This is a genomic window from Stenotrophomonas sp. GD03654, assembly GCF_029845105.1.
GTDB lineage: Bacteria > Pseudomonadota > Gammaproteobacteria > Xanthomonadales > Xanthomonadaceae > Stenotrophomonas > Stenotrophomonas africana.
On record NZ_JAOCLC010000012.1, the window covers coordinates 1 to 21,796 of the forward strand.

The window sequence follows — 21,796 nt, forward strand, 5'->3', positions numbered from 1 at the left end:
GGCTGCGCCGTTGGCTGGAAACCCTATCCCCCGTGCACGGGCCGGTGCCCACGCACCGCCATTACCAGTCCGATGCCGGCCAACAGCGAGACCGCCGATGTCCCGCCATAGCTGATCAACGGCATCGGAATGCCCACCACCGGCAGCAGGCCGGAAATCATGCCACCGTTCACCAGTACGTAAACGAAGAACGCCAGCCCCAGGCTGCCGGCCAGCAACCGTGCATGCGTGTCGCGCGCATGCACTGCGATCCACAGGCAGCGTCCGACCACGAACAGGTACAGCGCGAACAGCGTCGCCACACCGATCCAGCCGAATTCCTCGGCCAGCACCGAAAACGCGAAGTCGGTCGTGTACTCGGGCAGGAAATCCAGCGTGGCCTGGGTGCCCTGCCCCCAGCCACGCCCCTGCCAGCCACCAGAACCGATTGCGATGCGTGACTGCAGGATGTTCCAGCCGGTGCCGAGCGGATCTGCCGCCGGATCGAGGAAGGTCAGCACGCGATCTTTCTGGTACTGACGCAACAGACCGAACCACGCCAGTGGTGCGGCCACCGCCAGCCCCGCCGCGCCGATGGCCACCCAGCCCCAGTGCAGGCCCGCGAGCAACAATGCGAATACGCCACTGGCAGTGACCAGGGTGGCAGTGCCGAGGTTCGGCTGCATCAGGATCAGCACCGCCGGCACGCCGATCAGCACTGCGGCGGCCAGCACCGTGCGTGGCGACGGCGGCAACGGCTGCCGGTGCAGGTACCAGGCCATCATCAACGGCAGGCTGAGCTTGAGCAGCTCCGACGGCTGCAGGTAGAACACGCCGAGGTTGAGCCAGCGCTGCCCATATTTGCCGGTGCCGATGACGTACACCGCCATCAGCGGCAGCATCGACAGCGTGTACAACGCCGGAGTCCACGCGCGCAGGCGCAGCAACGAAACACGCGACAGCAGCCACATCGCCACCAGGCCACCGGCAAAGCGCGCCGCCTGCCCGCCCACCGGGCCGGACACGCTGTGCAGCACCGCCAGTCCCGCGGCCATCAGGATCAACAACGCGACCAGCAACGGCAGGTCGATCGTGCGCACCGCCTCACGGCTGCCGCCAAGCATTCGTTTCCATTCCACGTCCGCCACGGTAGCAACGGGCGCTTGCGTGAAGCTGTCATGGTGCTTCTGCGTTTGTAGCGTCGAGCCATGCTCGGCTTGGGGCCGGCACGCGCTGTACGGAAGGCAGTCGAGCATGGCTCGACTCTACAAAGGCTGCGGAGCCGGGCTCAGCCGTAGCCGCCGTGTACGGGGTTGTGGCTACGCACGGCCATCACCAATCCGAAGCCAGCCAGCAGTGACACCGCCGAGGTACCGCCGTAGCTGATCAGCGGCATCGGCACGCCCACCACCGGCAGCAAGCCGGAAATCATCCCGCCGTTCACCAGCACATAGACGAAGAACGCCAGGCCGGTAGCGCCGGCCAGCAGGCGCGAATAGGAATCCCGCGACTGGCTGGCGATCCACAGGCAGCGCCCGATCACCACCAGATACAGTGCCAGCACGGTAGCCACGCCGATCCAGCCGAATTCCTCGCTCAGCACCGAGAACGCGAAGTCGGTGGTCTGTTCGGGAATGAAGTTCAGGTGTGACTGCGAGCCTTCGCCCCACCCCTTGCCATCGAAGCCGCCGGAACCGATCGCGATCTTCGACTGGATGATGTTCCAGCCAGCACCCAGCGCATCCATCTCCGGGTCGAGGAACATCATGATGCGGTCCTTCTGGTAGGGCCGCAGCAGCCAGAACCAGGCCACCGGCGCGACCGCGGCCACGCCGCCCACACCCAGACCGACCCACCACCACGGCAGGCCGGCCAACAACAGCACGAACACGCCACTGGCGGCGATCAGCACACCGGTACCGAAGTCCGGCTGCAACATCACCAGGCCGGTGGGCACGCCGATGATGACCAGGGCCACGAGCACGGTGTTGAAGCGCGGCGGCAGCGGCATCTTGTGCAGGTACCAGGCCACCATCATCGGCAGACTGACCTTCAGCAGCTCGGCCGGCTGCAGGTAGAAGAACTTCAGGTCCAGCCACTGCCGGCCATATTTGCCGGTGCCCAGCACGAACACCGCCAGCAACGGGATCATCGAGATCGCATAGATCATCGGCGTGGCCGAGCGGATGCGCAGGATCGGCACCCGCGAGATGCCCCACAGCGCGGCCATGCCCACTGCGAAGCGCGCGCCCTGGGCCATTACCAGGCCGTCGCCACCGGCACTCTTCAGCGTGGCCAGGCCGATCACCATCAGCGCGCCCAAGGCCAGGCACAGCACCCAGTCCAGCGTGCTGAAGAAGCGGCGCAGCATGTCGCCGGCCCAACGCAGGAACACTCTCATCGTGCGGGCTCCGCGGTGGTCGGGCGCGGCGTGGCCGGCAGCGCGGCGGCCTGCGAACCCGGCTGCGGCGCAGGCGCCGGTTCCGGTGCGGGTACACCGATCAGCACCGGATGTTCTCCAACCTGTGCAGCGGCAAGGTCGCCGGCCTGGCGCGCACCCGCGTCTTCGTTGTCGAACGCCGTGGCGCCGATGGCGGTGGTACCGCGCTCACTGTCCAGCGGCTCCATGCCCTCCGGCATCTTGCCCAGCAGATACGCATCGAACACCTTGCGGGCGATCGGCGCGGCGGCCGAGCCACCATAGCCACCGCCTTCCACCGCCACCGCAATCGCGATTACCGGGTTGTCCGCCGGCGCGAAGCCGACGAACAGCGCGCGGTGGCGCAGATGCATCGGCAGGCTCTTCGGATTCACTGCGGCGGTGCCCTTGCGGCTGATGACCTGTGCAGTACCGGTCTTGCCGGCCATCACGTACGGCGCACCGACCGCCACGCGCCAGCCACTGCCGCCGGGCCGCATGGTGGCCATCATGCCTTCGCGCACGGCCTGCAGGTTGTTGGGGTTGGGGCTGACCGGCTTGGTCTCGCCAGGCGACGTCGCCGCCCAGTCGCTGTCGAAACCTTCGCGCTGCTGGATCACCAGGTGCGGGGTGCGCAGCTGGCCGTCGGCCAGCGCGCTGACGCCGCGCGCCAGCTGCAGCGGGGTGACCTTCCAGTCGCCCTGGCCGATGCTGATGTTGACCGTATCGCCGGGGTACCAGGCTTCCTTGCGGCTCTTCCGCTTGTAGTCGGGCGACGGCAGGATGCCGCCGATCTCGCCGGTGAGGTCGATGCCGGTCGGCTGGCCGAACCCGTAGTACTCCATGTAGTGGTCGAAGCGCTCGATGCCCAGGTCCAGCGCCAGCTTGTAGTAATAGGTGTTGACCGATTCGGCGATCGACTTGCGCAGGTCGGTCCAACCATGGCCGCCACGGTGGGCGTCACCCCAGCCGCGCGAGGTGCCCGGCAGGTAGAACATGCCGGTGGACAGCACCTTGTCTTCCGGGCGACGCACGCCGGAGTCCAGGCCGGCCAGGCCGATCAGCGGCTTGAGCGTGGAACCGGGGGCGACACCGCCAAGTACCAGGCGGTTGAACTGCGGCCGCGACGGGTTTTCGTTCAATGCCTTGAAGTCGGCATGGGAAATGCCGTTGACGAACAGGTTGGGGTCGTAGGACGGCAGGCTGACCATCGCCAGCACTTCGCCGGTGCGCGGGTCCATCGCCACCGCCGAGCCTTCCTGGTCACCGAAGGCGGCCACCATGGCGCGCTGCAGGTCGGCGTCGATCGACAGCCGCAGGTCGGCACCGGACTGCGCGGCGACGCGGCCGATGGTGCGGATCGCACGGCCCTGCACGTTGGTCTCTACCTGTTCGTAACCGACCTTGCCGCGCAGTTGCTGCTCGTAATAGCGCTCCAACCCCGACTTGCCGATGTGGGTCAGTGCTGCGTTGCCCTCGCCGAGGACCTCCAGATCCTTGTCATCGACGCGGCCGACGTAGCCGATGATGTGCGCGAACAGGTCACCGTAGGGGTAGCGCCGGGTCAGGTAGGGTTCCAGCTCGACACCGGGGAACCGCCAGCGGTCGACGGCGAAGCGCGCCATTTCCTCGTCGCTCATGCGCAGCTTCAGCGTGACCGGCAGGAACTTGCGCCGCGCCTTGCGCGACTTGTTGAACGCTTCCAGCTCTTCCGGGCTGATGCTGATGATCTTTGCCAGCCCTTCGAGGGTGGCGTCCATGTCCTTGACCTTGTCCGGGGTCACGTCCAGGCGGAAGGCCGGCACGTTCTCGGCCAGCAGGCGGCCGTTGCGGTCGTAGATCATGCCGCGCCCGGGCACCACCGGCCGTGGCTTGATGCGGTTGGCTTCCGAGCGCGTGGCGTAGACGTCGTGGTCCAGTACCTGCAGCTTGAAGTACCAGCCGCCCAGGCCCAGCAGGCAGACCAGCACGCCCAGGAAGCCCAGCGCCGCGCGGCGGCGGAACTGTTCGGCTTCGGCGTGCGGATTCTTGACCTGGCGACGCGGGATCATGGCTCAGCGCCCACGCTTGCCGAAGCGCACCGCATCCAGCAGCACGAACACCAGCGGCCACAGGCCCATGCCCAACAGCGGTGCCCACCAGTACGACCACGGCAGGGTGGGTTCACCCACCAGGATGTGCACCAGCGCGCTGACGATGCGGTCGTTGAACAGCAGGCCGCCGATGGCCAGCATCTGCTGCGACATCGGGAAGAAGCGGATGCGGGCGCGGAAGCGCTGCAGGATGAAGGCCAGCATCACCAGCCGCAGTGCCTGTTCGCCAAGCACGCCGCCGTACAGCAGGTCGGCGATGACGCCACTGGTGAAAGCGACGCCCAGGCCGACGCGCTCGGGCGCTTCGATCACCCAATAGGCCAGCACCAGCGCCAGCCAGTACGGGCGCAGCGGCTGCAGCAGCGCCGGCAGCGGCAGCAGGCCCAGCAGCAGCGCCACCACCAGGCTGGCCGGCAGCACCCACGGGTTGTCGCGCAGGCGGCTCATCGCTGGGCCTCCGCAGCGGGCGGGGGCGGTTCAGTCGCTTGCGGCACGGTCGACGCGGCTTTGGCTGGCGATGGGGCAGCCGGCGTTGCCGTCGCAGGCGCAGGCGTTGCCGCCACCGAAGCCGGGCCCGCGGCAGGCGAAGTGGCAGGCGGCGCTGTCGGCGCCGGTACAGCGGCACCGGTGGCCGGGCCACCCGGGGCGGTCTCTTCCAGCTGCAGGCGCAGGTTCGGCGGAATACGGATCGCAGCGCCGGGGCGCAGCAGCAGCACGTCGCGGCCGCGGTCCAGCTGGGCGGCCGGCTTCAGTTCGCCAACCAGGAAGGCATGGGTATCGTCCGGGCGCAGGCCGGTGATGGTGCCGACCGGGAAGCCAGCCGGGAAACGGCCCCCGAGGCCGGAGGTGACGATCTCATCGCCCACTTCAACGCCGGCGCTGAGCGGGATGTCGCGCAGTTCCAGCTTGTCGCCGCGGCCGTAGACGATCAGGCGCACGCCGTTGCGGGCCACGGTCACCGGCACCGCGTGGTCGGGGTCGGTCAGCAGCAGCACGGTGGAGGTACCGCCAGTGACGCTGATCACCTGGCCCATCAGGCCGCCGGCATCGATCACCGCCTGGCCGACGTGCACGCCTTCGCGGCTGCCGGCGTCGAGTACCAGGCGCTGCTTCACCGGGTCCAGGTCGATGTCCAGGATCGGCGCCAACTGCACGTCCAGGCCACTGCGCTCGGCCACGTTCAGCAGTTCGCGCAGCTGGGCGTTGTCCAGCGCGGCGGTCTGCAGGCGGGTCAGGCGCGCGTTGGCCAGCAGCAGCTGGTTGCGCAGTTCACGGTTCTCGTTGACCAGCTGGCCGTGGCTGGCCGCCGAATCCTTGACCTGGTTGCCGAGCTTGCCCGGCAGGCCCGCCAGTGCCCATACCGGCTGCACCAGGCTGTTGGCCTGCCCGCGCAGCTGCGCGAGCCAGCCGGCCTGGTCGTCAAGCACGATCAGGGTGATGGCCAGTGCGAGATAAGCCAGCAGACGCAGCGGGCTGGCGGCATCACCGGATCGGGAAGCAACGGGAGGTCCGGCGTAGGGCGGCACGGCAACGATTCAACTGGCAGAAGGCGGAAGGGAAACACGCGGGCGCCCCGCCGGTGCCGGCCCACCCTCGTGGTGGGCCGCACCCCGGAGGGGCGCTGCGGGCGCAGGCAGCCGGGACGGCTTATTCCGGCGCAAAGAACTCGTTGCCGTGCATGTCGACCAGCTCCAGCGCACGGCCACCGCCGCGGGCCACGCAGGTCAGCGGATCGTCCGCCACCTGCACGTGCAGGCCGGTTTCCTCGGAAATCAGGCGGTCCAGGTCACGCAGCAGGGCGCCACCACCGGTCAGCACGATGCCGCGCTCGGCGACGTCGGCGCACAGTTCCGGCGGGGTCTGCTCCAGCGCCAGCTTGACCGCGCTGACGATGCCCGACAGCGGCTCGTGCAGGGCTTCAAGCACCTCGTTGGAGCTGATCTTGATCATCTTCGGCACGCCCTCGGCAAGGTTGCGGCCGGAGATTTCCATCTCGATCACTTCCGCCTGCGGGTAGGCGCAGCCCAGCTCCACCTTGATGCGTTCGGCGGTGGCTTCACCGATCAGCATGCCGTGGTTGCGGCGCACGTAGTTGGTGATCGATTCGTCGAAGCGGTCGCCACCGATGCGCACCGACGCCGAGTAGACGATGCCGTTGAGCGAGATCACCGCCACTTCGGTGGTGCCGCCGCCGATGTCGATGACCATCGAGCCACGCGCTTCGGTAACCGGCATGCCGGCGCCGATCGCGGCGGCCATCGGTTCTTCGATCAGGAACACATCACGGGCACCGGCTTCCTCGGCCGATTCCTTGATCGCGCGGCGCTCGACCTGGGTCGAACCGGCCGGCACGCAGACCAGCACGCGCGGGCTCGGGCGCAGCACGCGCGACTTGTGCACCTTCTTGATGAAGTGCTTGAGCATCGCCTCGGTATAGGTGAAGTCGGCGATGACGCCGTCCTTCATCGGGCGGATGGTGGTGATGTGGCCCGGGGTACGGCCAAGCATCTGCTTGGCTTCGGCGCCTACGGCTGCCACCGAGCGGGTGCCACCGATGGCACGGTCCTGACGCACGGCCACGACCGATGGCTCGTTCAGCACGATCCCCTGCCCGCGCACGTAGATGAGGGTGTTGGCCGTGCCCAGGTCGATGGACAGGTCGTTGGAGAACATGCCACGGAGTTTCTTGAACATCTGAGGAAGGAGTCCTGAGGGGTGTCGTGCCCGCCGCGGGATGGCGAAAAAATGGGCAGAAATCGAGGCCGACAAGCCTAGCAACCCGCCTGCCGCCGAGCAAGGAAAAAACTAGCTGAACCCGCGTCTTCACAGGCTTTCGGCCTGATCGGGTCTCACCCGCTTCTGGCCCTGAGCGGCACCAGCGGGTAACCTTTGCGCCGTCGGGCGCCCAAGGGCGCCGTTTGCTTGCCCGCCGAACCGGGCCGGCCCACCCCAAAATTCACCGCATAGGCTTACATCGATGTCCGCTCTGATCTGTGGTTCTCTTGCCTTCGACACCATCATGGTGTTCCCGGACCAGTTCAAGAATCACATCCTGCCGGACAAGGTGCACATCCTGAACGTGTCCTTCCTGGTGCCGCGCATGCGCCGCGAGTTCGGCGGCTGCGCCGGCAACATCGCCTACAACCTGCACCTGCTGGGCGGCCAGCCGATCCCGATGGGCACCGTGGGTTCGGACTTCGGCCCGTACCGCGAGTACTTCGAAGGCCTGGGCATCGACCTGTCGCGCGTGCGCGTGATCGATGAGCTGTTCACCCCGCAGGCGTTCATCACTACCGACCACGACAACAACCAGATCACCGCCTTCCACCCGGGCGCGATGATGCGTTCCTACGAGAACCACGTGCGTGGCGTGCCGGGCGTGACCCTGGGCCTGGTCGGCCCGGACGGCCGCGAGGGCATGATCCAGAACGCGCAGGAATTCCACGAAGACGGCATCCCGTTCATCTTCGACCCGGGCCAGGCCATGCCGCTGTTCAACGGCCCGGAACTGCGCGAGTTCATCGAGCAGGCCGACTACGTGGTGGTGAACGACTACGAGTCGAACCTGCTGCAGGAACGCACCGGCTGGGACGAGAAGGAGATCGTCAGCCGGGTCAAGGCCTACATCACCACCCGCGGCCCGAAGGGCGCGGTCATCCATACCCCGGAAAAGAGCTACGACATCCCGCCGGCGCACGAGCGCCGCGTGGTCGACCCGACCGGCTGTGGTGACGCCTTCCGCGCCGGCCTGATCTACGGCATCCAGAAGGGCTACGACTGGCTGACCATCGGCCGCATGGGCAACCTGATGGGCGCACTGAAGGTCGAGCACCCGGGCACGCAGAACCAGCGCTTCACCTTCGACGAGTTCAACGAGCAGTTCAAGCAGCAGTTCGGTTACGCGTTGAACGCGTAAACGAACTGCCCGCGCATCCCACCTTATCCCCGCGCCTTCGGCGCGCCCCCTTGAACAACAAGGGGGCTTTCCACCCGATGTGCTGCCGGGAATGCTGTTGGTAGGTGTCGACCTTGGTCGACACGGCCGGCCAGCGGCCGGCACTGCCGGAACCTCCGACCGGCACGTTGCCTGCGCTCTGTAGAGCCGAGCCCATGCTCGGCTTGCACGCGCCAGCGCGATCTGACCGGAGAGCAGCCGAGCGTGGGCTCGGCTCTACATCGTCAGCCGCCCTGCCAGGCCGCCAGCAAGGCGCGGCAATCGGCGAAATGCCAGTCGGCGCTGCCGGGCCACGGGTTCTCCGGCAGGTTGACCAGCACGGTATGGGCGCCCGCGGCACGGCCGCACTCCAGGTCGTAGGCGTGGTCACCGACCATCACCGCCTGCGCAGCCCCGATGCCCCAGCGACGAAGATGCTGCTGCAGGCCATCCGGCGAGGGCTTGGGCACCGCCTCATCGCGGCCGATGATGTCGGCATCGTCGAACAACGCCCCGACCCCGATCGCCTCCAGCGTCAGCTTCGCCAGCGCATGATCGTTGCGGGTCAGGATGCCCAGCCGGCAGCCCGCCGCCGACAGCGCGCGCAGCAGCTTCACCGCACCCGGCGCCGGCAGCGCCTCCTCGGCCAGCGCGCGCTCGTGATCCAACAGCCACTCGCGCTTGGCCTGCGCCGGCGCTTCCGGCAGCGCTGCGATATGGTCGAGGATGTCTTCCTCCGCGGCGATCTCCAGCGCGCGGCGGATCGCGGCGAAATCATGCACGGCCACAGTCAGCGTGCCATCCATGTCGAACACCCAGTGCCGGATCGCGGACAAGGCGTGCACTGCGATGCCCGCCGCAACCTTCACTGCCACCACTGCGGCATGCGGCTGGCGTCGACGCCACCGGTTTCGAAAACGGCGGTGCGGGTACCACCGGCCTTGACCGGGAACTCGATGCTGATCGACTTGCCCTTGCGCGCCAGCTTCCACAGCGCCTTCTGGTCGGTGATGAACAGGGCAATGGCTTCATCGGTCTTCGGGCGCCACGCCGCCATGGAAATCGGCTTGCCGTCGTCCACGGTCACTTTCACCGTGCACTGCGGGCAACGGAAATCGCCGGCCTGCAGCACCAGATACGCATGCCGCTTCCACTCCGGGTGATCGCGGAACACCAGCTGCACCGGCTTGGCGCCGCTGCCATCCACGTCCACCCGTTCCTTGCTGTAGATCTGCGCCGAAACCTGGTTGCCCTTGTTGCCCACCGGAATCTGGTTGTACTGCCACAGCGCCTGCATGCGGCGCAGGTCGCGCGCGGCATCACCCTTGGCTTTGACCTCGTCGAAGCCTGCGGCGATGCGCTCGGCGGCGGCGGTGTCCTTGTACTGGTCCAGCAGCGAGGCGCCATGCAGGCGCGCACGCTCCCAGTCCTGCGCGGCCACGGCCATGTCGTACTGCTTGGCCACGTCTTCGGCCTTGGCCTCCTTCTGCGCCTGCACGGCGGCCGCGGCGGCTTCCTGCGCCTTGCGCTCTTCCTCGGGGTTGCTGCAGGCGGCCAGGGCCAACGTACAGGCGGTGAGCAGGATCAGTCGATTCATGGTGGAGGTCCTTCGTGTATTCGCGATTCTGTAGAGTCGAGCCATGCTCGACTGCTGTTGAAGAGCCAGTCGAGCATGGCTCGACTCTACAAAAAAAGCGCCGGGGGATGCCCGGCGCGTTTTCTTACTTGGCTTCGGCCTTGGCCAGCATGTCCTGGACCGAGGCGGTGGTGATCGGGTGATAGCCCGGCTTGGCCTTTTCGAAGGCCTGCTTGGCCAGCTCCAGCCCCTTCGGAGTCTTCACCAGTTCGGCGTAGATCGGCAGGATCAGCTTGCGACGGCCAACGCGCTCGATGAACGCGGCCGCGCCTTCATTGGCCTGCTCGTAGCCGCTGCGGATCGCCAGCGGGTACCAGCGCATGGCGATCTCGCCATTCGGGGTGCCGGTGAAGTGGAAGGCCTTGTCCAGCGTGGCCAGCTTGTCCAGCGGCTGGGTCGCACCCAGGCCGTCGATGAAGCGCACCCATTCCTGCGTGCTCCAGTCGGCGATGACCTGGCTGCTCGGCACGGTGCCGGCGCTGGCGAAGGCGATGCGCGCGGTATCGACGCTGCTGAAGTTGCGCGACTGCGCCTTGGCCGCGAACGCCGGAATGCCCGGCTCGTCCAGCCATGCCTTCAGCTCGGCCTCGGTCACTGCCGACGGCTTCTTCGGCAGCAGGTTCTTCTTCATGTACGCGACGAACTGGTCGGTATTCGCGCTCTGGAAGGCGTGGTCATCGAACCAGCCACGCAGGAACGGATCGAAGGTCTCGCGGCCGAAGCGCTGTTCCAGGAATTCCAGGAACCATGCACCCTTGACGTAGGCCACCTGGCTGAGGGCTTCGTCGGGGTCGCGCTCGTTCAGCGGCGGCAGCGCCAGCGCCTGGTCGGCCGGGCTCATGTCCTTCACTTCGGCCAGCAGGTCGGTCTGGTCGATCTGCTTCTCCATCTCGGCCATCTCCTTGCCATACAGCGCTTCGGTGATGCGGCCCTGGACGTAGGTGGTGAAGCCTTCATTGAGCCAGATGTCCTTCCAGCTGGCGTTGGTCACCAGGTTGCCCGACCAGCTGTGCGCCAGTTCGTGGGCGACCAGCGAGACCAGCGACTTGTCGCCGACAATCACGGTCGGAGTGGCGAAGGTCAGGCGCGGGTTTTCCATGCCGCCGAACGGGAACGACGGCGGCAGCACCAGCATGTCGTAGCGGCCCCAGCGGTATTCGCCGTACAGCTTCTCGGCGGCACCGATCATCTTCTCGGTGTCTTCGAATTCCTTGGCGGCCTTGTTGACCATGGTCGGCTCGGCCCAGACGCCGGAGCGGCCGGAGATCGGCTCGAACACCAGGTCGCCGGCGGCGATGGCCAGCAGGTAGGACGGAATCGGCTGCGGCATCTTGAAGGTGTAGTCACCATCACGCGCGGCCTTCGGATCGTTGTCGGCGCTCATCAGGACCATTACGTCCGGCCGCGAGACCACGTGCGCGCTGTAGGTGAAGCGCACGCTCGGGGTGTCCTGCAGCGGCACCCAGGAACGGGCATGGATGGCCTGCGACTGGCTGAACATGAAGGGCAGCTTCTTGCCTTCGGTCATCGACGGCGCCAGCCACTGCAGGCCCGAGGCGGTCGGTGCGGTGTGGTAGGTCACTTCCACCTTGGCCGGCTGTTCCGGGGTCTCGATGGTCAGCTTGCTGCCGAACACCTTGTCGACCGGGGCCAGCGCGAACTGCAGCGGGCTGCGCGCGCCATCGGCACCGACGGCCTCGACCTTGGACACGGTCAGCTCGCGGGTGTCGAGCACCAGCTGCTTGGCGTCCTTCTGCTTCCATTCCAGGGTGTAGGTGGCGGTGCCGCCGATCTGCTTCTGGTCGAAATCCAGCTTCAGATCCAGCGCGATGTCCTTGATGACGACCTTGTCCGGCTCGGCGTACGAGCTTTCGTCGTGGCTGCGGTTCTCGGCGTTCACGGGGGCGGTGGGGGCCTTTGCGGCAGTCGGGGCGGCGGCGGGCGCGGCCGCCTCCTGGGAGCAGCCGGCGGCCAGGGCCACGGCCAGCGGAAGGAGCATCAGCGGATTACGCATGAATCGGGACCGTTACGGGGATCAAACCCCAATGGTACCTCCCTCCGGCCCCGCAGGCGTTGCGCGGTGCGGGGTAATGGCGGACACAGCGCCGGTAGTGCCGGCCGCTGGCCGGCAACCCCGTCGCCCGGTGATTGGCCGCGCAGATGCCGGCCAGCGGCCGGCACTACCGGAACAACGGGCTTACAGCTTGTAGCCGGAGTGGATCGAAACGATGCCGCCGGTCAGGTTCTTGTAGTGGCAGCGCTCGAACCCGGCCTGCCCCATCATCGCCTTCAGTTCATCCTGCGGCGGGTGCTTGCGGATGCTCTCGGCCAGGTACTGGTAGCTGTCCGAGTCATTGGCGAACAGCTTGCCCAGCTTCGGCAGGATCTTGAACGAGTGGAAGTCGTAGATCGGCTTGAACCAGTCTGCGGTGACTTCGGAGAACTCCAGCACGCGGGCCTGGCCGCCGACCTTCAGCACGCGGTACATCTCGCGCAGGCCGGCGTCCTTGTCGGTCACGTTGCGCAGGCCGAAGGCGATGGTGACCAGGTCGAAGCTGTTGTCCGGGAACGGCAGGGCCTCGGCGTTGCACTGCACGTAGTCCAGGCCGAGCACCAGGCCGCGGTTGGTCAGGCGATCACGGCCGACCGACAGCATGCCGGCGTTGATGTCGCCCAGCACCACCGAGCCCTCGGCGCCAACGCGCTCCTTCAGCAGGGCGGCGATGTCGCCGGTGCCGCCCGCCAGATCGAGCACGCGGTCGCCCGGCTTCACCTGCGCGGTGGCCACGTAGTAGCGCTTCCACGCCCGGTGCACGCCCAGGCTCATCAGGTCGTTCATCAGGTCGTAGTTGCGCGCGACCGAGGTGAACACCTGGCCGACCAGCTTCTGCTTGTCCTTGGCGGCGACGTCGCGGAACCCGAAATGGGTGGTACCGGCTTTGTAGGGGGATTCGCTCATGACCCCGATTATCGCACCGCCGGGGGCCAGCGGCACCCCCTGCCCGTATCATGGCGGGCCACGACTTACCGGAGCCCCGCATGATCACCACGCCCGACTACCAGGCCCTGCTGCAGACCGCCATCGCCGAAGCCCGCCAGGGACTGGCCGAGGGCGGCGTGCCGATCGGCGCGGCCCTGTACCACAACGACGGCCGCCTGCTTGGCTGCGGCCACAACCGCCGCGTGCAGGAAGGCGACCCGTCCGTGCACGGCGAAACCGATGCGTTCCGCAAGGCCGGCCGCCAGCGCCGTTACCAGGACACGATCATGGTCACCACCCTGGCACCGTGCTGGTACTGCTCGGGCCTGGTGCGCCAGTTCAACATCGGCACCGTGGTGGTGGGCGAATCGCGCACCTTCCAGGGCGGCATTGACTGGTTGCGGGAAAACGGCGTCAACGTGATCGACCTGGACAGCCAGGAATGCGTGGACCTGCTGGGCGGCTTCATTGCGCAGCACCCGGAGATCTGGAATGAAGACATCGGTGAATGATCACCACGCAGTGTCCTGTTGAACCCGTTTAATGAACGCTTCAGTGCCGGCACGCCCTAGTGCCGGCAGCGTTTGCGGCCATTGCCGTGAACCCGTGCACAGTCAGCTGCGCAGCGTGCACACGCTGCGGTAACACCCCGCCCGGCTGCCGCGCCTAGGGTGGGGTTACCGGGACTTCTTTCCCCGGCGGAGCCAGCCATGTGCGCGCACGCCGTACGACCCACGCCAGACTCGATCCTCGATCCGATCCGCGAACGCCTGCAGCGGCAATATGCACTGCACCGGCGCGGCGCCTTGTTCTGGACCGCCTACCAGCGCATGCAGCTGGAGCTGGTCCATCACCATCCGCTCGACCACGAGCGTCTGTGCAACGCGATGGCCAACCTGGCCGAAGATCTCGGTGCCGTCGAGCATGCGCAGTTGATCGGCCATGCCAACGCCAGCTCCACATCCCGCTGACGCGGCATGCACCGCCACATACGCCACACTCCGATGAACCCCCACTCCCTTTCCACTCAACCGAACTGGATTGTCATGCACGCTGAAGTCCCCACCATTCCTCCGGTCATCAACGTTGACGCCGAGCTGGATCACTGGCGCCGCCAACATGCCGAAGGCGCACTGCCGCACAACTCGTTCGGCTCGTACGTGCCGTGGATCAAGTTCGCCTGCGATTCGCTGATCACCCAGCCGCGCGCCAGCGAGGCCGAACGTGACGAGATGTTCCAGACCCAGTACGCCCTGCAGATCATGCCGCGGCTGAGCGAAGCCCAGGCCCGCGAGTTCGTCGACCGTTGCTGGCAGCACGTCTACCAGAGCAGTCCGGTGCGCAGCCTGCAGGCACCGCGGCTGCAGCGCATGCGGGCCTGACCGCCGCTGCACGGCGCCTGCACGGGCCACTGCCGATCATCTTCGTCACCTGAGTGGGACGACGACGATGAAAGTACGAAACCTGTTCAATACGATCGCCAAGAAGGCCGCGGCCGCCACCGGCTCGCCGTGGACCTTCCTGGCTGCAGTAACGATCGTGGTGATCTGGGGCATCAGTGGTCCGGTGTTCGGCTTCAACGACACCTGGCAGCTGGTGATCAACACCGGCACCACCATCATCACCTTCCTGATGGTGTTCCTGATCCAGCACACGCAGAACGCGGACACCGCCGCGATGCAGATCAAGCTGGACGAGCTGATCCGGGCGACCGCCGAAGCCAACAACGAACTGTTGGATCTGGAAGAACTGGACGAAGCGCGCCTGGAAGAGATCCGCGCGGAGTACGAGCAGATGGCGCGCGAAGCCGGCGATGCGCTGGCGCGCGTTCGCGCCTGCCATGCGGCGCGGCGCGACGATGAAGCGGTGTAGCGGGCCCCGGAATGACAATGCCGGCCAGCGGCCGGCACTACCATCGATCATCAGGCAGGTGCCAACCTTGGTTGGCACGGATGCGTCCGTGCAGGCGCCTGGCCCTGTGCCAACCAAGGTTGGCACCTACAAGAAGAAGCGCGGACTAGCCGCGCTCGTGCCAGCCGCCACCCAGCACCTTGTACAGGGTGATGCGGTTGGCCTGCTGCGCCAGCTGCGCCTGCAGCTGGGTCTGCTGCGCGTTGTAGGCGGTACGCCGCGCATCGAGCAGGGTGACGAAGCTGTCCAGCCCCGCGTCGTAGCGGGCCTGTGACAGGCGGTTGGCCTGTTCGGCCGCTTCCACCAGGCGCTGCTGTGAACTGACCTGCTCGTCCAGGCTGACGTTCAATGCCAACGCATCGGCGGTTTCGCGGAAGCCCACCTGGATCGACTTCTCGTACTGCGCCAGTGCGATATCACGATCGGCGTTGGCGATGGCCAGGTTGGCGCGCAGCTTGCCGCCCTGGAAGATCGGAAGGGTGATCTTCGGCAGGAAACTCCACACCCGCGTTCCACTGTCGAACAGGTTGGACAGTTCACTCGAGCCACTGCCGATGCTGCCGGTCAGCGAGATGCTCGGGAAGAACGCTGCGCGTGCCGCACCGATGTTGGCGTTGGCGGCCAGCAGCTGGTGTTCGGCGGCCATGATGTCCGGGCGCTGCAGCAGCACGTCGCTGGGCAGGCCAGCCGGCGGCGGTGCCAGCGCCAGCAGCTGCGGTTCGATGCTGTCCGGCAGCAGTGCCGGATCCAGCTGGCCACCCGCCAGCAGCGCCAGCGCGTTGCGGTCCTGGGCCAACTGGCCCCGCAGGCGTGCCGCATCCGTCCGTGCGGTCTCGACCAGGGTACGGGTCTGGGTGAGTTCCAACGCCGAACTGCCACCACGCTCGTGGCGGGCCTCGGCCAGGCGCAGCGAATCCTCGTAGGTCTTCAGCGTTGCATCGGCGATCTTCAGCCGCTGCGCGTCGGCACCATAGGTCAACCACGCCGTCGCGGTCTCGGCCACCAGGCTCAACTGCGCGTTGCGGCGGTTGGCGGCCACGGCGAAGTACTGCTGCAGCGCCGCTTCACTGAGATTGCGCACGCGGCCGAACAGATCCAGCTCGAACTCGGCCACGCCGACACCGGCGGTGAACTGCTCGGTGACACCGGCGTCGGTACCACGGCGGTCCATCTGGCCGGTGACGGCCACGCCGGGTACGCGATCGGCGCGCTGCACGCGGTACTGGCCGCGCGCGCGTTCAACATTGAGCACGGCCACACGCAGGTCGCGGTTGTTCTGCAGCGACTGGTCGATCACCTGCTGCAGGCGCGCATCGGTGAAGAAATCGCGCCAGCCGACGGCGGCGACATCGGCCACCTCGCCCTGCGCGGCCTCGGCCGGCCACTGCGCCGGAATCGCCGGAGCGACAGCGGTGTTCTTCGGCACCAGGGTGGAGCAGCCGGCGAGCACGAGCGCTGCGGTAATGGAAAGGAACAGGGATGTACTTTTCATGGGGATGACTTCCATCGGTACTGCCGGATGGCAGGAGGTAGTGCCGGCCGCTGGCCGGCAACCTCGTTAGACTCACATCAAGCGAGCAGTAGGTGCCGGCCAGCGGCCGGCACTACCGTTTCAGGTCACGTCGCGGATTTGCGCTTGAACACGCGCTGCACCACCACGAAGAACAGCGGCACGAAGAACACGCCGAGCACGGTGCCGACGATCATGCCGCCGAGCACGCCGGTGCCGATCGCCTGCTTGGCGCCGGAGCCCGCACCGGTGGAGATCGCCAGCGGTACCACGCCCATGCCGAAGGCCAGCGAGGTCATCACGATCGGGCGCAGGCGGTCGCGCACGGCGTGCATGATCGATTCGATCAGGCTGGCGCCCTTCTCCAGGTTTTCCTTGGCGAACTCGACGATCAGGATCGCGTTCTTGCTGGTCAGGCCCACCGTGGTCAGCATCGCCACCTGGAAGTAGATGTCGCGTTCCAGGCCCTTGAAGGTGTTGGCCAGCACCGCGCCGAGGATGCCCAGCGGGGCCGCCAGCAGCACTGCGGTCGGCACGCTCCAGCTTTCGTACATCGCGGCCAGGCACAGGAATACGATCATCAGCGACAGCGTATACAGCAGTGGCGTCTGCGAGCCAGCCTGGCGCTCCTGGTACGACATCGCCGTCCACTCGATGCCGAAGCCCGCCGGCAGCTGCTTGGCCAGCTGCTCGATCTCGGCCATGGCGTCACCGGAGGCGACACCCGGGGCCGGCTCGCCCTGGATTTCCATGGCCGACACACCGTTGTAGCGCTCCAGGCGCGGCGAACCGTAATCCCAATGCTTGGTAGCGAAGGCACTGAACGGCACCATCTCACCCTTGTCGTTCTTCACGGACCAGAGGTCGAAGTCCTCCGGCACCATGCGGAACGGCTGGTCGGCCTGCACGAACACGCGCTTGACGCGGCCACGATCGACGAAGTCGTCGATGTACGAGCTGCCCCATGCGGCAGCCAGCGTGCCGTTGATCTGGTCGATCGACAGCCCCAGCGAGGTCGCCTTGGCCGCGTCGATGTCGATGCGGAACTGCGGCGTGTCTTCCTGGCCGTTCGGGCGCACGTTGGCCAGCTTCTTGCTGCCGGCAGCGAGGCCCAGCAACTGGTTGCGTGCAGCCACCAGTGCCTCGTGGCCCTGGCCGCTGTTGTCCTTCAGGAAGAAGGTGTAGCCCGATGCGGTACCCAGCTCCGGAATGGCCGGCGGCGGGAAGGCGAAGATGAAGGCATCCTTGATCTGGCCCAGCGCTGCCATGGCGCGGCCAGTGATCGGCATCACGCCATTGTCGGTGTCACGCTCGCTCCAGTCCTTCAGCTTGACGAACGCCATGCCGGCGTTCTGGCCCATGCCGGCGAAGCTGAAGCCCTGCACCGAGAACACCGAGTCCACCGCATCCTTTTCGTTCTGCAGGAAGTGGTTTTCCAGTGCTGCGATCGATTCCAGCGTACGTTCCTGGGTGGCACCGACCGGGGCCTGCACCAGCGCCATCAGCACGCCCTGGTCTTCGTTGGGCAGGAACGAGCTGGGCAGGCGCACGAACAGCACGCCCATCAGCACGAACAGCGCTGCCACGATGCCCATGAAGCGCCACGGACGGTGGATGATGCCGCGCACGCCGCGCTGGTAGCTTTCGCTGGTGCGGTCGAAACCGCGGTTGAAGCCATTGAAGAAGCGACCGGCCAGGCCGCGATGGGCGACGTGGTGCTCGCCCTTCTTCAGCGGCTTGAGCATGGTCGCGCACAGCGCCGGGGTCAGCACGATCGCGACCAGCACCGACAGTGCCATCGCCGAAACGATCGTGGCCGAGAACTGGCGATAGATCACGCCGGTGGAACCGCTCATGAAGGCCATCGGCACGAACACGGCCGACAGCACCAAGCCGATGCCGACCAGTGCGCCGGTGATCTGGCCCATCGACTTGCGGGTTGCTTCAAGCGGCGACAGCCCCTCCTCGGACATGATGCGCTCGACGTTCTCCACCACTACGATGGCATCGTCCACCAGCAGGCCGATCGCCAGCACCATCGCGAACATGGTCAGCATGTTCACCGAGAAGCCCAGCATCGACAGCACGCCGAAGGTACCCAGCAGCACCACCGGCACGGCGATGGTCGGGATCAGGGTGGCGCGGAAGTTCTGCAGGAACAGGTACATCACCACGAACACCAGCACGATCGCTTCGATCAGGGTCTGCACCACACCCTTGATCGACACGCGCACGAACGGGGTGGTGTCGTACGGGACCTCGGCCTTCAGCCCGGCCGGGAAGAAGCTCTTCATGTCCTCCAGCGCGGCATTCACGCCAGCGGCGGTATCCAGCGCGTTGGCGCCGGTGGCCAGGGTGACCGCCAGGCCGCTGGCCGGCTGGCCGTTGTAGCGGGTGACGAAGTCGTACGATTCCGCACCCAGTTCGACGCGGGCGACATCACCCAGGCGCAGCTCGGCACCGTCCTGCGCACCGCGCACGATGATGTTGCGGAACTGTTCCGGGGTCTGCAGGCGCGACTGCGCGTTGATGGTGGCGTTGAGCTGCTGGCCCTTGATCGACGGCGCACCGCCGAGCTGGCCGATGGCGACCTGGGCGTTCTGTGCCTTGACCGCTGCGGTCACTTCCGCAACCGACAGGCCATAGGTATGCAGCTTGTTCGGATCCAGCCAGATACGCATGGCGTACTTGCCACCGAACACCTGGATGTTGCCCACGCCCGGCACGCGGCTCAGACGGTCGACGACATTGGATCCGACGTAGTCGGCGATGTCGTTGGCGTCCATGCTGCCGTTCTCGGACACGAACGCGATGACGTTCAGGAAGCCCGAGCTGGACTTGGCCACGTTGATGCCCTGCCGCTGCACTTCCTGCGGCAGCAGCGGCATGGCCAGCTGCAGCTTGTTCTGCACCTGCACCTGGGCGATGTCCGGGTTGGTGCCGCTCTCGAAGGTCAGGGTGATGGTGGCCTGACCGTTGGACGAGCTGTTGGAGGAGAAGTAGATCAGGCCATCAAGGCCCTTCATGTTCTGCTCGATGATCTGCGTCACCGAGTCCTCGACCACCTTGGCCGATGCACCCGGGTAGGTGGCGCTGATTTCCACCGCCGGCGGTGCGACGTTGGGGTACATCGAGACCGGCAGCTTGAACAGGGCCAGGCCGCCGGCGAGCATAATGATGATGGCGATCACCCATGCAAAGATGGGTCGATCGATGAAAAAGCGTGCCATGGGGTTCTCCGCTTACTTCGCGTCGCCGGCCGGGGCGGCAGGCTGGGCGGCGGCGTCCGGCTTGACCGGAGCAGCGCCCTTCTCGGTGGCCTTGACCGGCATGCCGGGGCCGATCTTCTGCAGGCCTTCGACGATGACCTTGTCGCCGGCCTTCAGACCGTCCTCGACCAGCCACTTGTCGCCAACCGTGCGGCTGACCTTGACCGGGCGCACTTCAACCTTGCTGTCCTTGCCGACCACCATCGCGGTGGTGTCGCCCTTCGGATCGCGGGCGATGCCTTGCATCGGCACCAGCACTGCATCGCTGCGCACGCCGCCGCCGATCACCGCGCGCACGTAGGTGCCCGGCATCAGCAGGCCATCCGGGTTGTCCACCTTCACGCGCAGGCCGAAGCTGCCGGTGGCCGGATCGACGCTGACTTCGGAGAACTCCAGCGTGCCCTTGTGCTCGAAGGTGCTGCCGTCTTCCATCAGGATGCTGACCGGCAGCGTCTGGTTATCCTGCAGGCGGCCAGCGGCCAGCTCACGGCGCAGCTGCAGCAGCTCGGCCGAGGACTGGGTCAGGTCGACGTAGATCGGGTCCAGCTGCTGCACGGTGGCCAGTGCATTGGCCTGGCCGGCGCTGACCAGCGCACCCTGGGTAACGCTGGACTTGCCGATGCGGCCGCTGATCGGCGCGGTGATGCGGGCGTAGCCCAGGGTGACGTTGGCCGCATCCAGCGAGGCCTTGGCGGCACCGACGTCGGCCTCGGCCTGCTTCTGCGCGGCGACGGCGTTTTCCAGGTCCTGCTGGCTGACCGCGTCGACCTTGGCCAGTTCGGTGATGCGCTTTGCACTCAGGCGGGCGGCGTTGGCCGTGGCTTCGGCGCGGGCCAACTGCGCGCGAGCGCTGTTGGCCTGGGCACGGTAGCTGGCGTCCTCGATCTGGTACAGCGGCTCGCCGGCCTTGACCATGCCGCCTTCGGTGAACAGGCGCTTGGCGACGATGCCATTGACCTGCGGGCGCACTTCGGCAACCAGGAAGGCATTGGTGCGGCCCGGCAGTTCGCGGGTCAGGCCCACGGTCTCGGACTTCAGCGTGACCACAGTGACGTCACCCGGGCCCTGTTCGGGGGCCTCGGGTTGGCCGCCACAGGCAGCCACGGTCGCGGCGATGGCCAGCGACAGCGCGATGGGTCGGATTCGGCTCAGCAACATGACGGAAAGGCTCTTAGGGGAAGGAATCTCAAAACGCTCTGATACAGGCTGAAAGCGCCAGCAGGCAACGCTCACCGGCGGGGAGCAGCAGCCGGCGACGGCCTGCCACGCACGCGGCGGGAATGATGGGACGGAAATATACATACATGCGTGTTTGTTTGTAAACCGGTACAATTCAGCCACGTTTCACCCGCACTCGTACCCATCCATGGCCCGCAAGACCAAAGAGGACACCCAGGCAACCCGGGAAGGCATCCTTGACGCCGCCGAAGCCTGTTTCCATGAACACGGCGTGGCCCGTACCACGCTGGAGATGATCGGCGCCCGCGCCGGCTATACCCGTGGCGCGGTGTACTGGCACTTCAAGAACAAGAGCGAGGTGCTGGCCGCGATCGTCGAGCGCGTGCACCTGCCCTTCATGCAGGAACTGGAGCGCACCTCCACCGACCAGCGCGACACCCCGGTGCACGACCTGCGCGCGGTGATGATCCACTCGTTCATCGAGCTGTCCGAGGACGAGCGCCTGCGCAAGACCATGGAGATCATGCTGCGCAGCGATGCGTCGGCTGACACCAAGGTGCTGACCGAGATGCAGCAGGCTGGTTTCCGCGATGCGCTGGACCGGATGGAGCGCGCCCTGCGCCGTGCCCGCGATCTGGGCCAGCTGCGCGAAGGCGCCGACCCCAAGATCGCCGCGCGCATGCTGCACGCCACCGTGCTGGGCGTGCTGCACGGGGCGATGGTCGAACCGGAACTGATGGACCTCAAGCGCGACGGCATGCTCGCACTGGACATGACCCTGGCCGCCTACGTGAAGGACGGCGTGTTCGTGCCCGGCACCGTGCCCGAGCCGCTGCCCGAAGCGTGAGTGGCGCTGCCGCCGCCACCCTGGCACCCATGTGAGGAC

19 protein-coding genes are annotated in these 21,796 nt (G+C 66.8%); 6 read left to right on the plus strand and 13 right to left on the minus strand.

Annotation, left to right across the window (positions count from 1 at the left end; all coding sequences use genetic code 11):
- Positions 1 to 23 precede the first annotated feature (23 nt).
- The 6 genes from rodA (N5J73_RS06825) to N5J73_RS06850 all read right to left on the minus strand — a co-directional run bounded on the left by rodA (N5J73_RS06825) (position 24) and on the right by N5J73_RS06850 (position 7,185).
- The gene (gene rodA / locus N5J73_RS06825) at positions 24 to 1,103 is read right to left on the minus strand and encodes a rod shape-determining protein RodA (RefSeq protein ID WP_049443993.1); all 1,080 of its coding nucleotides are present in this window, start codon (positions 1,101 to 1,103) and stop codon (positions 24 to 26) included.
- A gap of 164 nt (positions 1,104 to 1,267) precedes the next feature.
- Entirely contained in the window at positions 1,268 to 2,380 is a 1,113-nt protein-coding gene (gene rodA, locus N5J73_RS06830) for a rod shape-determining protein RodA (RefSeq protein WP_010481418.1), read from the minus strand.
- Positions 2,377 to 4,449 (minus strand): penicillin-binding protein 2, encoded by a 2,073-nt coding sequence (gene mrdA, locus N5J73_RS06835; RefSeq protein ID WP_049443991.1) that lies wholly within the window; start codon positions 4,447 to 4,449, stop codon positions 2,377 to 2,379. The genes rodA (N5J73_RS06830) and mrdA overlap by 4 nt, the downstream gene beginning before the upstream one ends.
- 3 nt (positions 4,450 to 4,452) lie before the next feature.
- On the minus strand, positions 4,453 to 4,938 hold the full coding sequence (mreD, locus tag N5J73_RS06840; protein ID WP_049443989.1) for a rod shape-determining protein MreD: 486 nt from the start codon (positions 4,936 to 4,938) through the stop codon (positions 4,453 to 4,455).
- On the minus strand, positions 4,935 to 6,017 hold the full coding sequence (mreC, locus tag N5J73_RS06845; protein ID WP_049443987.1) for a rod shape-determining protein MreC: 1,083 nt from the start codon (positions 6,015 to 6,017) through the stop codon (positions 4,935 to 4,937). The genes mreD and mreC overlap by 4 nt, the downstream gene beginning before the upstream one ends.
- Before the next feature lie 121 nt (positions 6,018 to 6,138).
- On the minus strand, positions 6,139 to 7,185 hold the full coding sequence (locus N5J73_RS06850; protein ID WP_005419402.1) for a rod shape-determining protein: 1,047 nt from the start codon (positions 7,183 to 7,185) through the stop codon (positions 6,139 to 6,141).
- A gap of 283 nt (positions 7,186 to 7,468) precedes the next feature.
- Here N5J73_RS06850 and N5J73_RS06855 point away from each other — a divergent pair, with 283 nt between their 5' ends.
- Positions 7,469 to 8,407, plus strand: coding sequence for a carbohydrate kinase family protein (locus tag N5J73_RS06855; RefSeq protein WP_049443985.1), 939 nt, complete (start codon positions 7,469 to 7,471; stop codon positions 8,405 to 8,407).
- A 263-nt stretch (positions 8,408 to 8,670) separates the two neighbouring features.
- On the opposite strand, the gene N5J73_RS06860 is transcribed toward N5J73_RS06855, so the two are convergent.
- The 4 genes from N5J73_RS06860 to ubiE all read right to left on the minus strand — a co-directional run bounded on the left by N5J73_RS06860 (position 8,671) and on the right by ubiE (position 13,020).
- Positions 8,671 to 9,303, minus strand: a complete 633-nt coding sequence (locus N5J73_RS06860; RefSeq protein ID WP_049443983.1) for an HAD family hydrolase — start codon at positions 9,301 to 9,303, stop codon at positions 8,671 to 8,673.
- Positions 9,291 to 10,022 (minus strand): hypothetical protein, encoded by a 732-nt coding sequence (locus tag N5J73_RS06865; RefSeq protein WP_049443981.1) that lies wholly within the window; start codon positions 10,020 to 10,022, stop codon positions 9,291 to 9,293. The genes N5J73_RS06860 and N5J73_RS06865 overlap by 13 nt, the downstream gene beginning before the upstream one ends.
- A 124-nt stretch (positions 10,023 to 10,146) precedes the next feature.
- Positions 10,147 to 12,075 carry a M1 family metallopeptidase gene (locus tag N5J73_RS06870; RefSeq protein ID WP_049443979.1) on the minus strand — a complete coding sequence of 643 codons (1,929 nt, stop codon included), beginning with the start codon at positions 12,073 to 12,075 and terminating at the stop codon, positions 10,147 to 10,149.
- Between the two features lie 183 nt (positions 12,076 to 12,258).
- Positions 12,259 to 13,020: a bifunctional demethylmenaquinone methyltransferase/2-methoxy-6-polyprenyl-1,4-benzoquinol methylase UbiE gene (gene ubiE / locus N5J73_RS06875; RefSeq protein WP_005411082.1), complete on the minus strand. Its 762-nt coding sequence runs from the start codon at positions 13,018 to 13,020 to the stop codon at positions 12,259 to 12,261.
- Positions 13,021 to 13,100: 80 nt separating this feature from the next.
- Here ubiE and N5J73_RS06880 point away from each other — a divergent pair, with 80 nt between their 5' ends.
- The 4 genes from N5J73_RS06880 to N5J73_RS06895 all read left to right on the plus strand — a co-directional run bounded on the left by N5J73_RS06880 (position 13,101) and on the right by N5J73_RS06895 (position 14,913).
- Positions 13,101 to 13,553 (plus strand): nucleoside deaminase, encoded by a 453-nt coding sequence (locus tag N5J73_RS06880; protein ID WP_005411083.1) that lies wholly within the window; start codon positions 13,101 to 13,103, stop codon positions 13,551 to 13,553.
- Between the two features lie 198 nt (positions 13,554 to 13,751).
- Positions 13,752 to 14,012 carry a hypothetical protein gene (locus tag N5J73_RS06885; RefSeq protein WP_049443978.1) on the plus strand — a complete coding sequence of 87 codons (261 nt, stop codon included), beginning with the start codon at positions 13,752 to 13,754 and terminating at the stop codon, positions 14,010 to 14,012.
- A 75-nt stretch (positions 14,013 to 14,087) separates the two neighbouring features.
- Positions 14,088 to 14,423, plus strand: a complete 336-nt coding sequence (locus N5J73_RS06890; protein ID WP_005411085.1) for a hypothetical protein — start codon at positions 14,088 to 14,090, stop codon at positions 14,421 to 14,423.
- 67 nt (positions 14,424 to 14,490) lie between these two features.
- Positions 14,491 to 14,913 carry a low affinity iron permease family protein gene (locus N5J73_RS06895; RefSeq protein ID WP_049443977.1) on the plus strand — a complete coding sequence of 141 codons (423 nt, stop codon included), beginning with the start codon at positions 14,491 to 14,493 and terminating at the stop codon, positions 14,911 to 14,913.
- 145 nt (positions 14,914 to 15,058) lie between these two features.
- Here the strand turns inward: N5J73_RS06895 and smeF are convergent, their stop codons facing one another.
- The 3 genes from smeF to smeD form a co-directional block, all read right to left on the minus strand.
- Positions 15,059 to 16,459, minus strand: coding sequence for a multidrug efflux RND transporter outer membrane subunit SmeF (gene smeF / locus N5J73_RS06900; RefSeq protein ID WP_141097625.1), 1,401 nt, complete (start codon positions 16,457 to 16,459; stop codon positions 15,059 to 15,061).
- A 110-nt stretch (positions 16,460 to 16,569) separates the two neighbouring features.
- A complete protein-coding gene (smeE, locus tag N5J73_RS06905; RefSeq protein WP_049443975.1) occupies positions 16,570 to 19,692 on the minus strand; it encodes a multidrug efflux RND transporter permease subunit SmeE in 3,123 nt (1,040 codons plus the stop codon).
- A 12-nt stretch (positions 19,693 to 19,704) separates the two neighbouring features.
- Complete coding sequence (gene smeD / locus N5J73_RS06910) at positions 19,705 to 20,889, minus strand: multidrug efflux RND transporter periplasmic adaptor subunit SmeD (RefSeq protein WP_049443973.1); 1,185 nt, start codon at positions 20,887 to 20,889, stop codon at positions 19,705 to 19,707.
- 208 nt (positions 20,890 to 21,097) lie between these two features.
- On the opposite strand from smeD, the gene smeT reads away from it, so the two are divergent.
- Positions 21,098 to 21,757, plus strand: a complete 660-nt coding sequence (gene smeT, locus N5J73_RS06915; RefSeq protein ID WP_005419430.1) for an efflux transporter SmeDEF transcriptional repressor SmeT — start codon at positions 21,098 to 21,100, stop codon at positions 21,755 to 21,757.
- Positions 21,758 to 21,796 lie beyond the last annotated feature (39 nt).

Bases quoted from the DNA above. Each gene is read 5' to 3' on its own strand.
- smeT (WP_005419430.1), top strand. From the start codon at position 21,098: ATGGCCCGCAAGACCAAAGAGGACACCCAGGCAACCCGGGAAGGCATC.
- smeE (WP_049443975.1), bottom strand. From the start codon at position 19,692: ATGGCACGCTTTTTCATCGATCGACCCATCTTTGCATGGGTGATCGCC.
- smeF (WP_141097625.1), bottom strand. From the start codon at position 16,459: ATGGAAGTCATCCCCATGAAAAGTACATCCCTGTTCCTTTCCATTACC.
- ubiE (WP_005411082.1), bottom strand. From the start codon at position 13,020: ATGAGCGAATCCCCCTACAAAGCCGGTACCACCCATTTCGGGTTCCGC.
- N5J73_RS06855 (WP_049443985.1), top strand. From the start codon at position 7,469: ATGTCCGCTCTGATCTGTGGTTCTCTTGCCTTCGACACCATCATGGTG.
- N5J73_RS06850 (WP_005419402.1), bottom strand. From the start codon at position 7,185: ATGTTCAAGAAACTCCGTGGCATGTTCTCCAACGACCTGTCCATCGAC.
- N5J73_RS06885 (WP_049443978.1), top strand. From the start codon at position 13,752: ATGTGCGCGCACGCCGTACGACCCACGCCAGACTCGATCCTCGATCCG.
- mrdA (WP_049443991.1), bottom strand. From the start codon at position 4,449: ATGATCCCGCGTCGCCAGGTCAAGAATCCGCACGCCGAAGCCGAACAG.
- mreD (WP_049443989.1), bottom strand. From the start codon at position 4,938: ATGAGCCGCCTGCGCGACAACCCGTGGGTGCTGCCGGCCAGCCTGGTG.
- N5J73_RS06895 (WP_049443977.1), top strand. From the start codon at position 14,491: ATGAAAGTACGAAACCTGTTCAATACGATCGCCAAGAAGGCCGCGGCC.
- N5J73_RS06865 (WP_049443981.1), bottom strand. From the start codon at position 10,022: ATGAATCGACTGATCCTGCTCACCGCCTGTACGTTGGCCCTGGCCGCC.
- N5J73_RS06890 (WP_005411085.1), top strand. From the start codon at position 14,088: ATGCACGCTGAAGTCCCCACCATTCCTCCGGTCATCAACGTTGACGCC.
- smeD (WP_049443973.1), bottom strand. From the start codon at position 20,889: ATGTTGCTGAGCCGAATCCGACCCATCGCGCTGTCGCTGGCCATCGCC.
- N5J73_RS06870 (WP_049443979.1), bottom strand. From the start codon at position 12,075: ATGCGTAATCCGCTGATGCTCCTTCCGCTGGCCGTGGCCCTGGCCGCC.
- N5J73_RS06880 (WP_005411083.1), top strand. From the start codon at position 13,101: ATGATCACCACGCCCGACTACCAGGCCCTGCTGCAGACCGCCATCGCC.
- rodA (WP_010481418.1), bottom strand. From the start codon at position 2,380: ATGAGAGTGTTCCTGCGTTGGGCCGGCGACATGCTGCGCCGCTTCTTC.
- rodA (WP_049443993.1), bottom strand. From the start codon at position 1,103: ATGCTTGGCGGCAGCCGTGAGGCGGTGCGCACGATCGACCTGCCGTTG.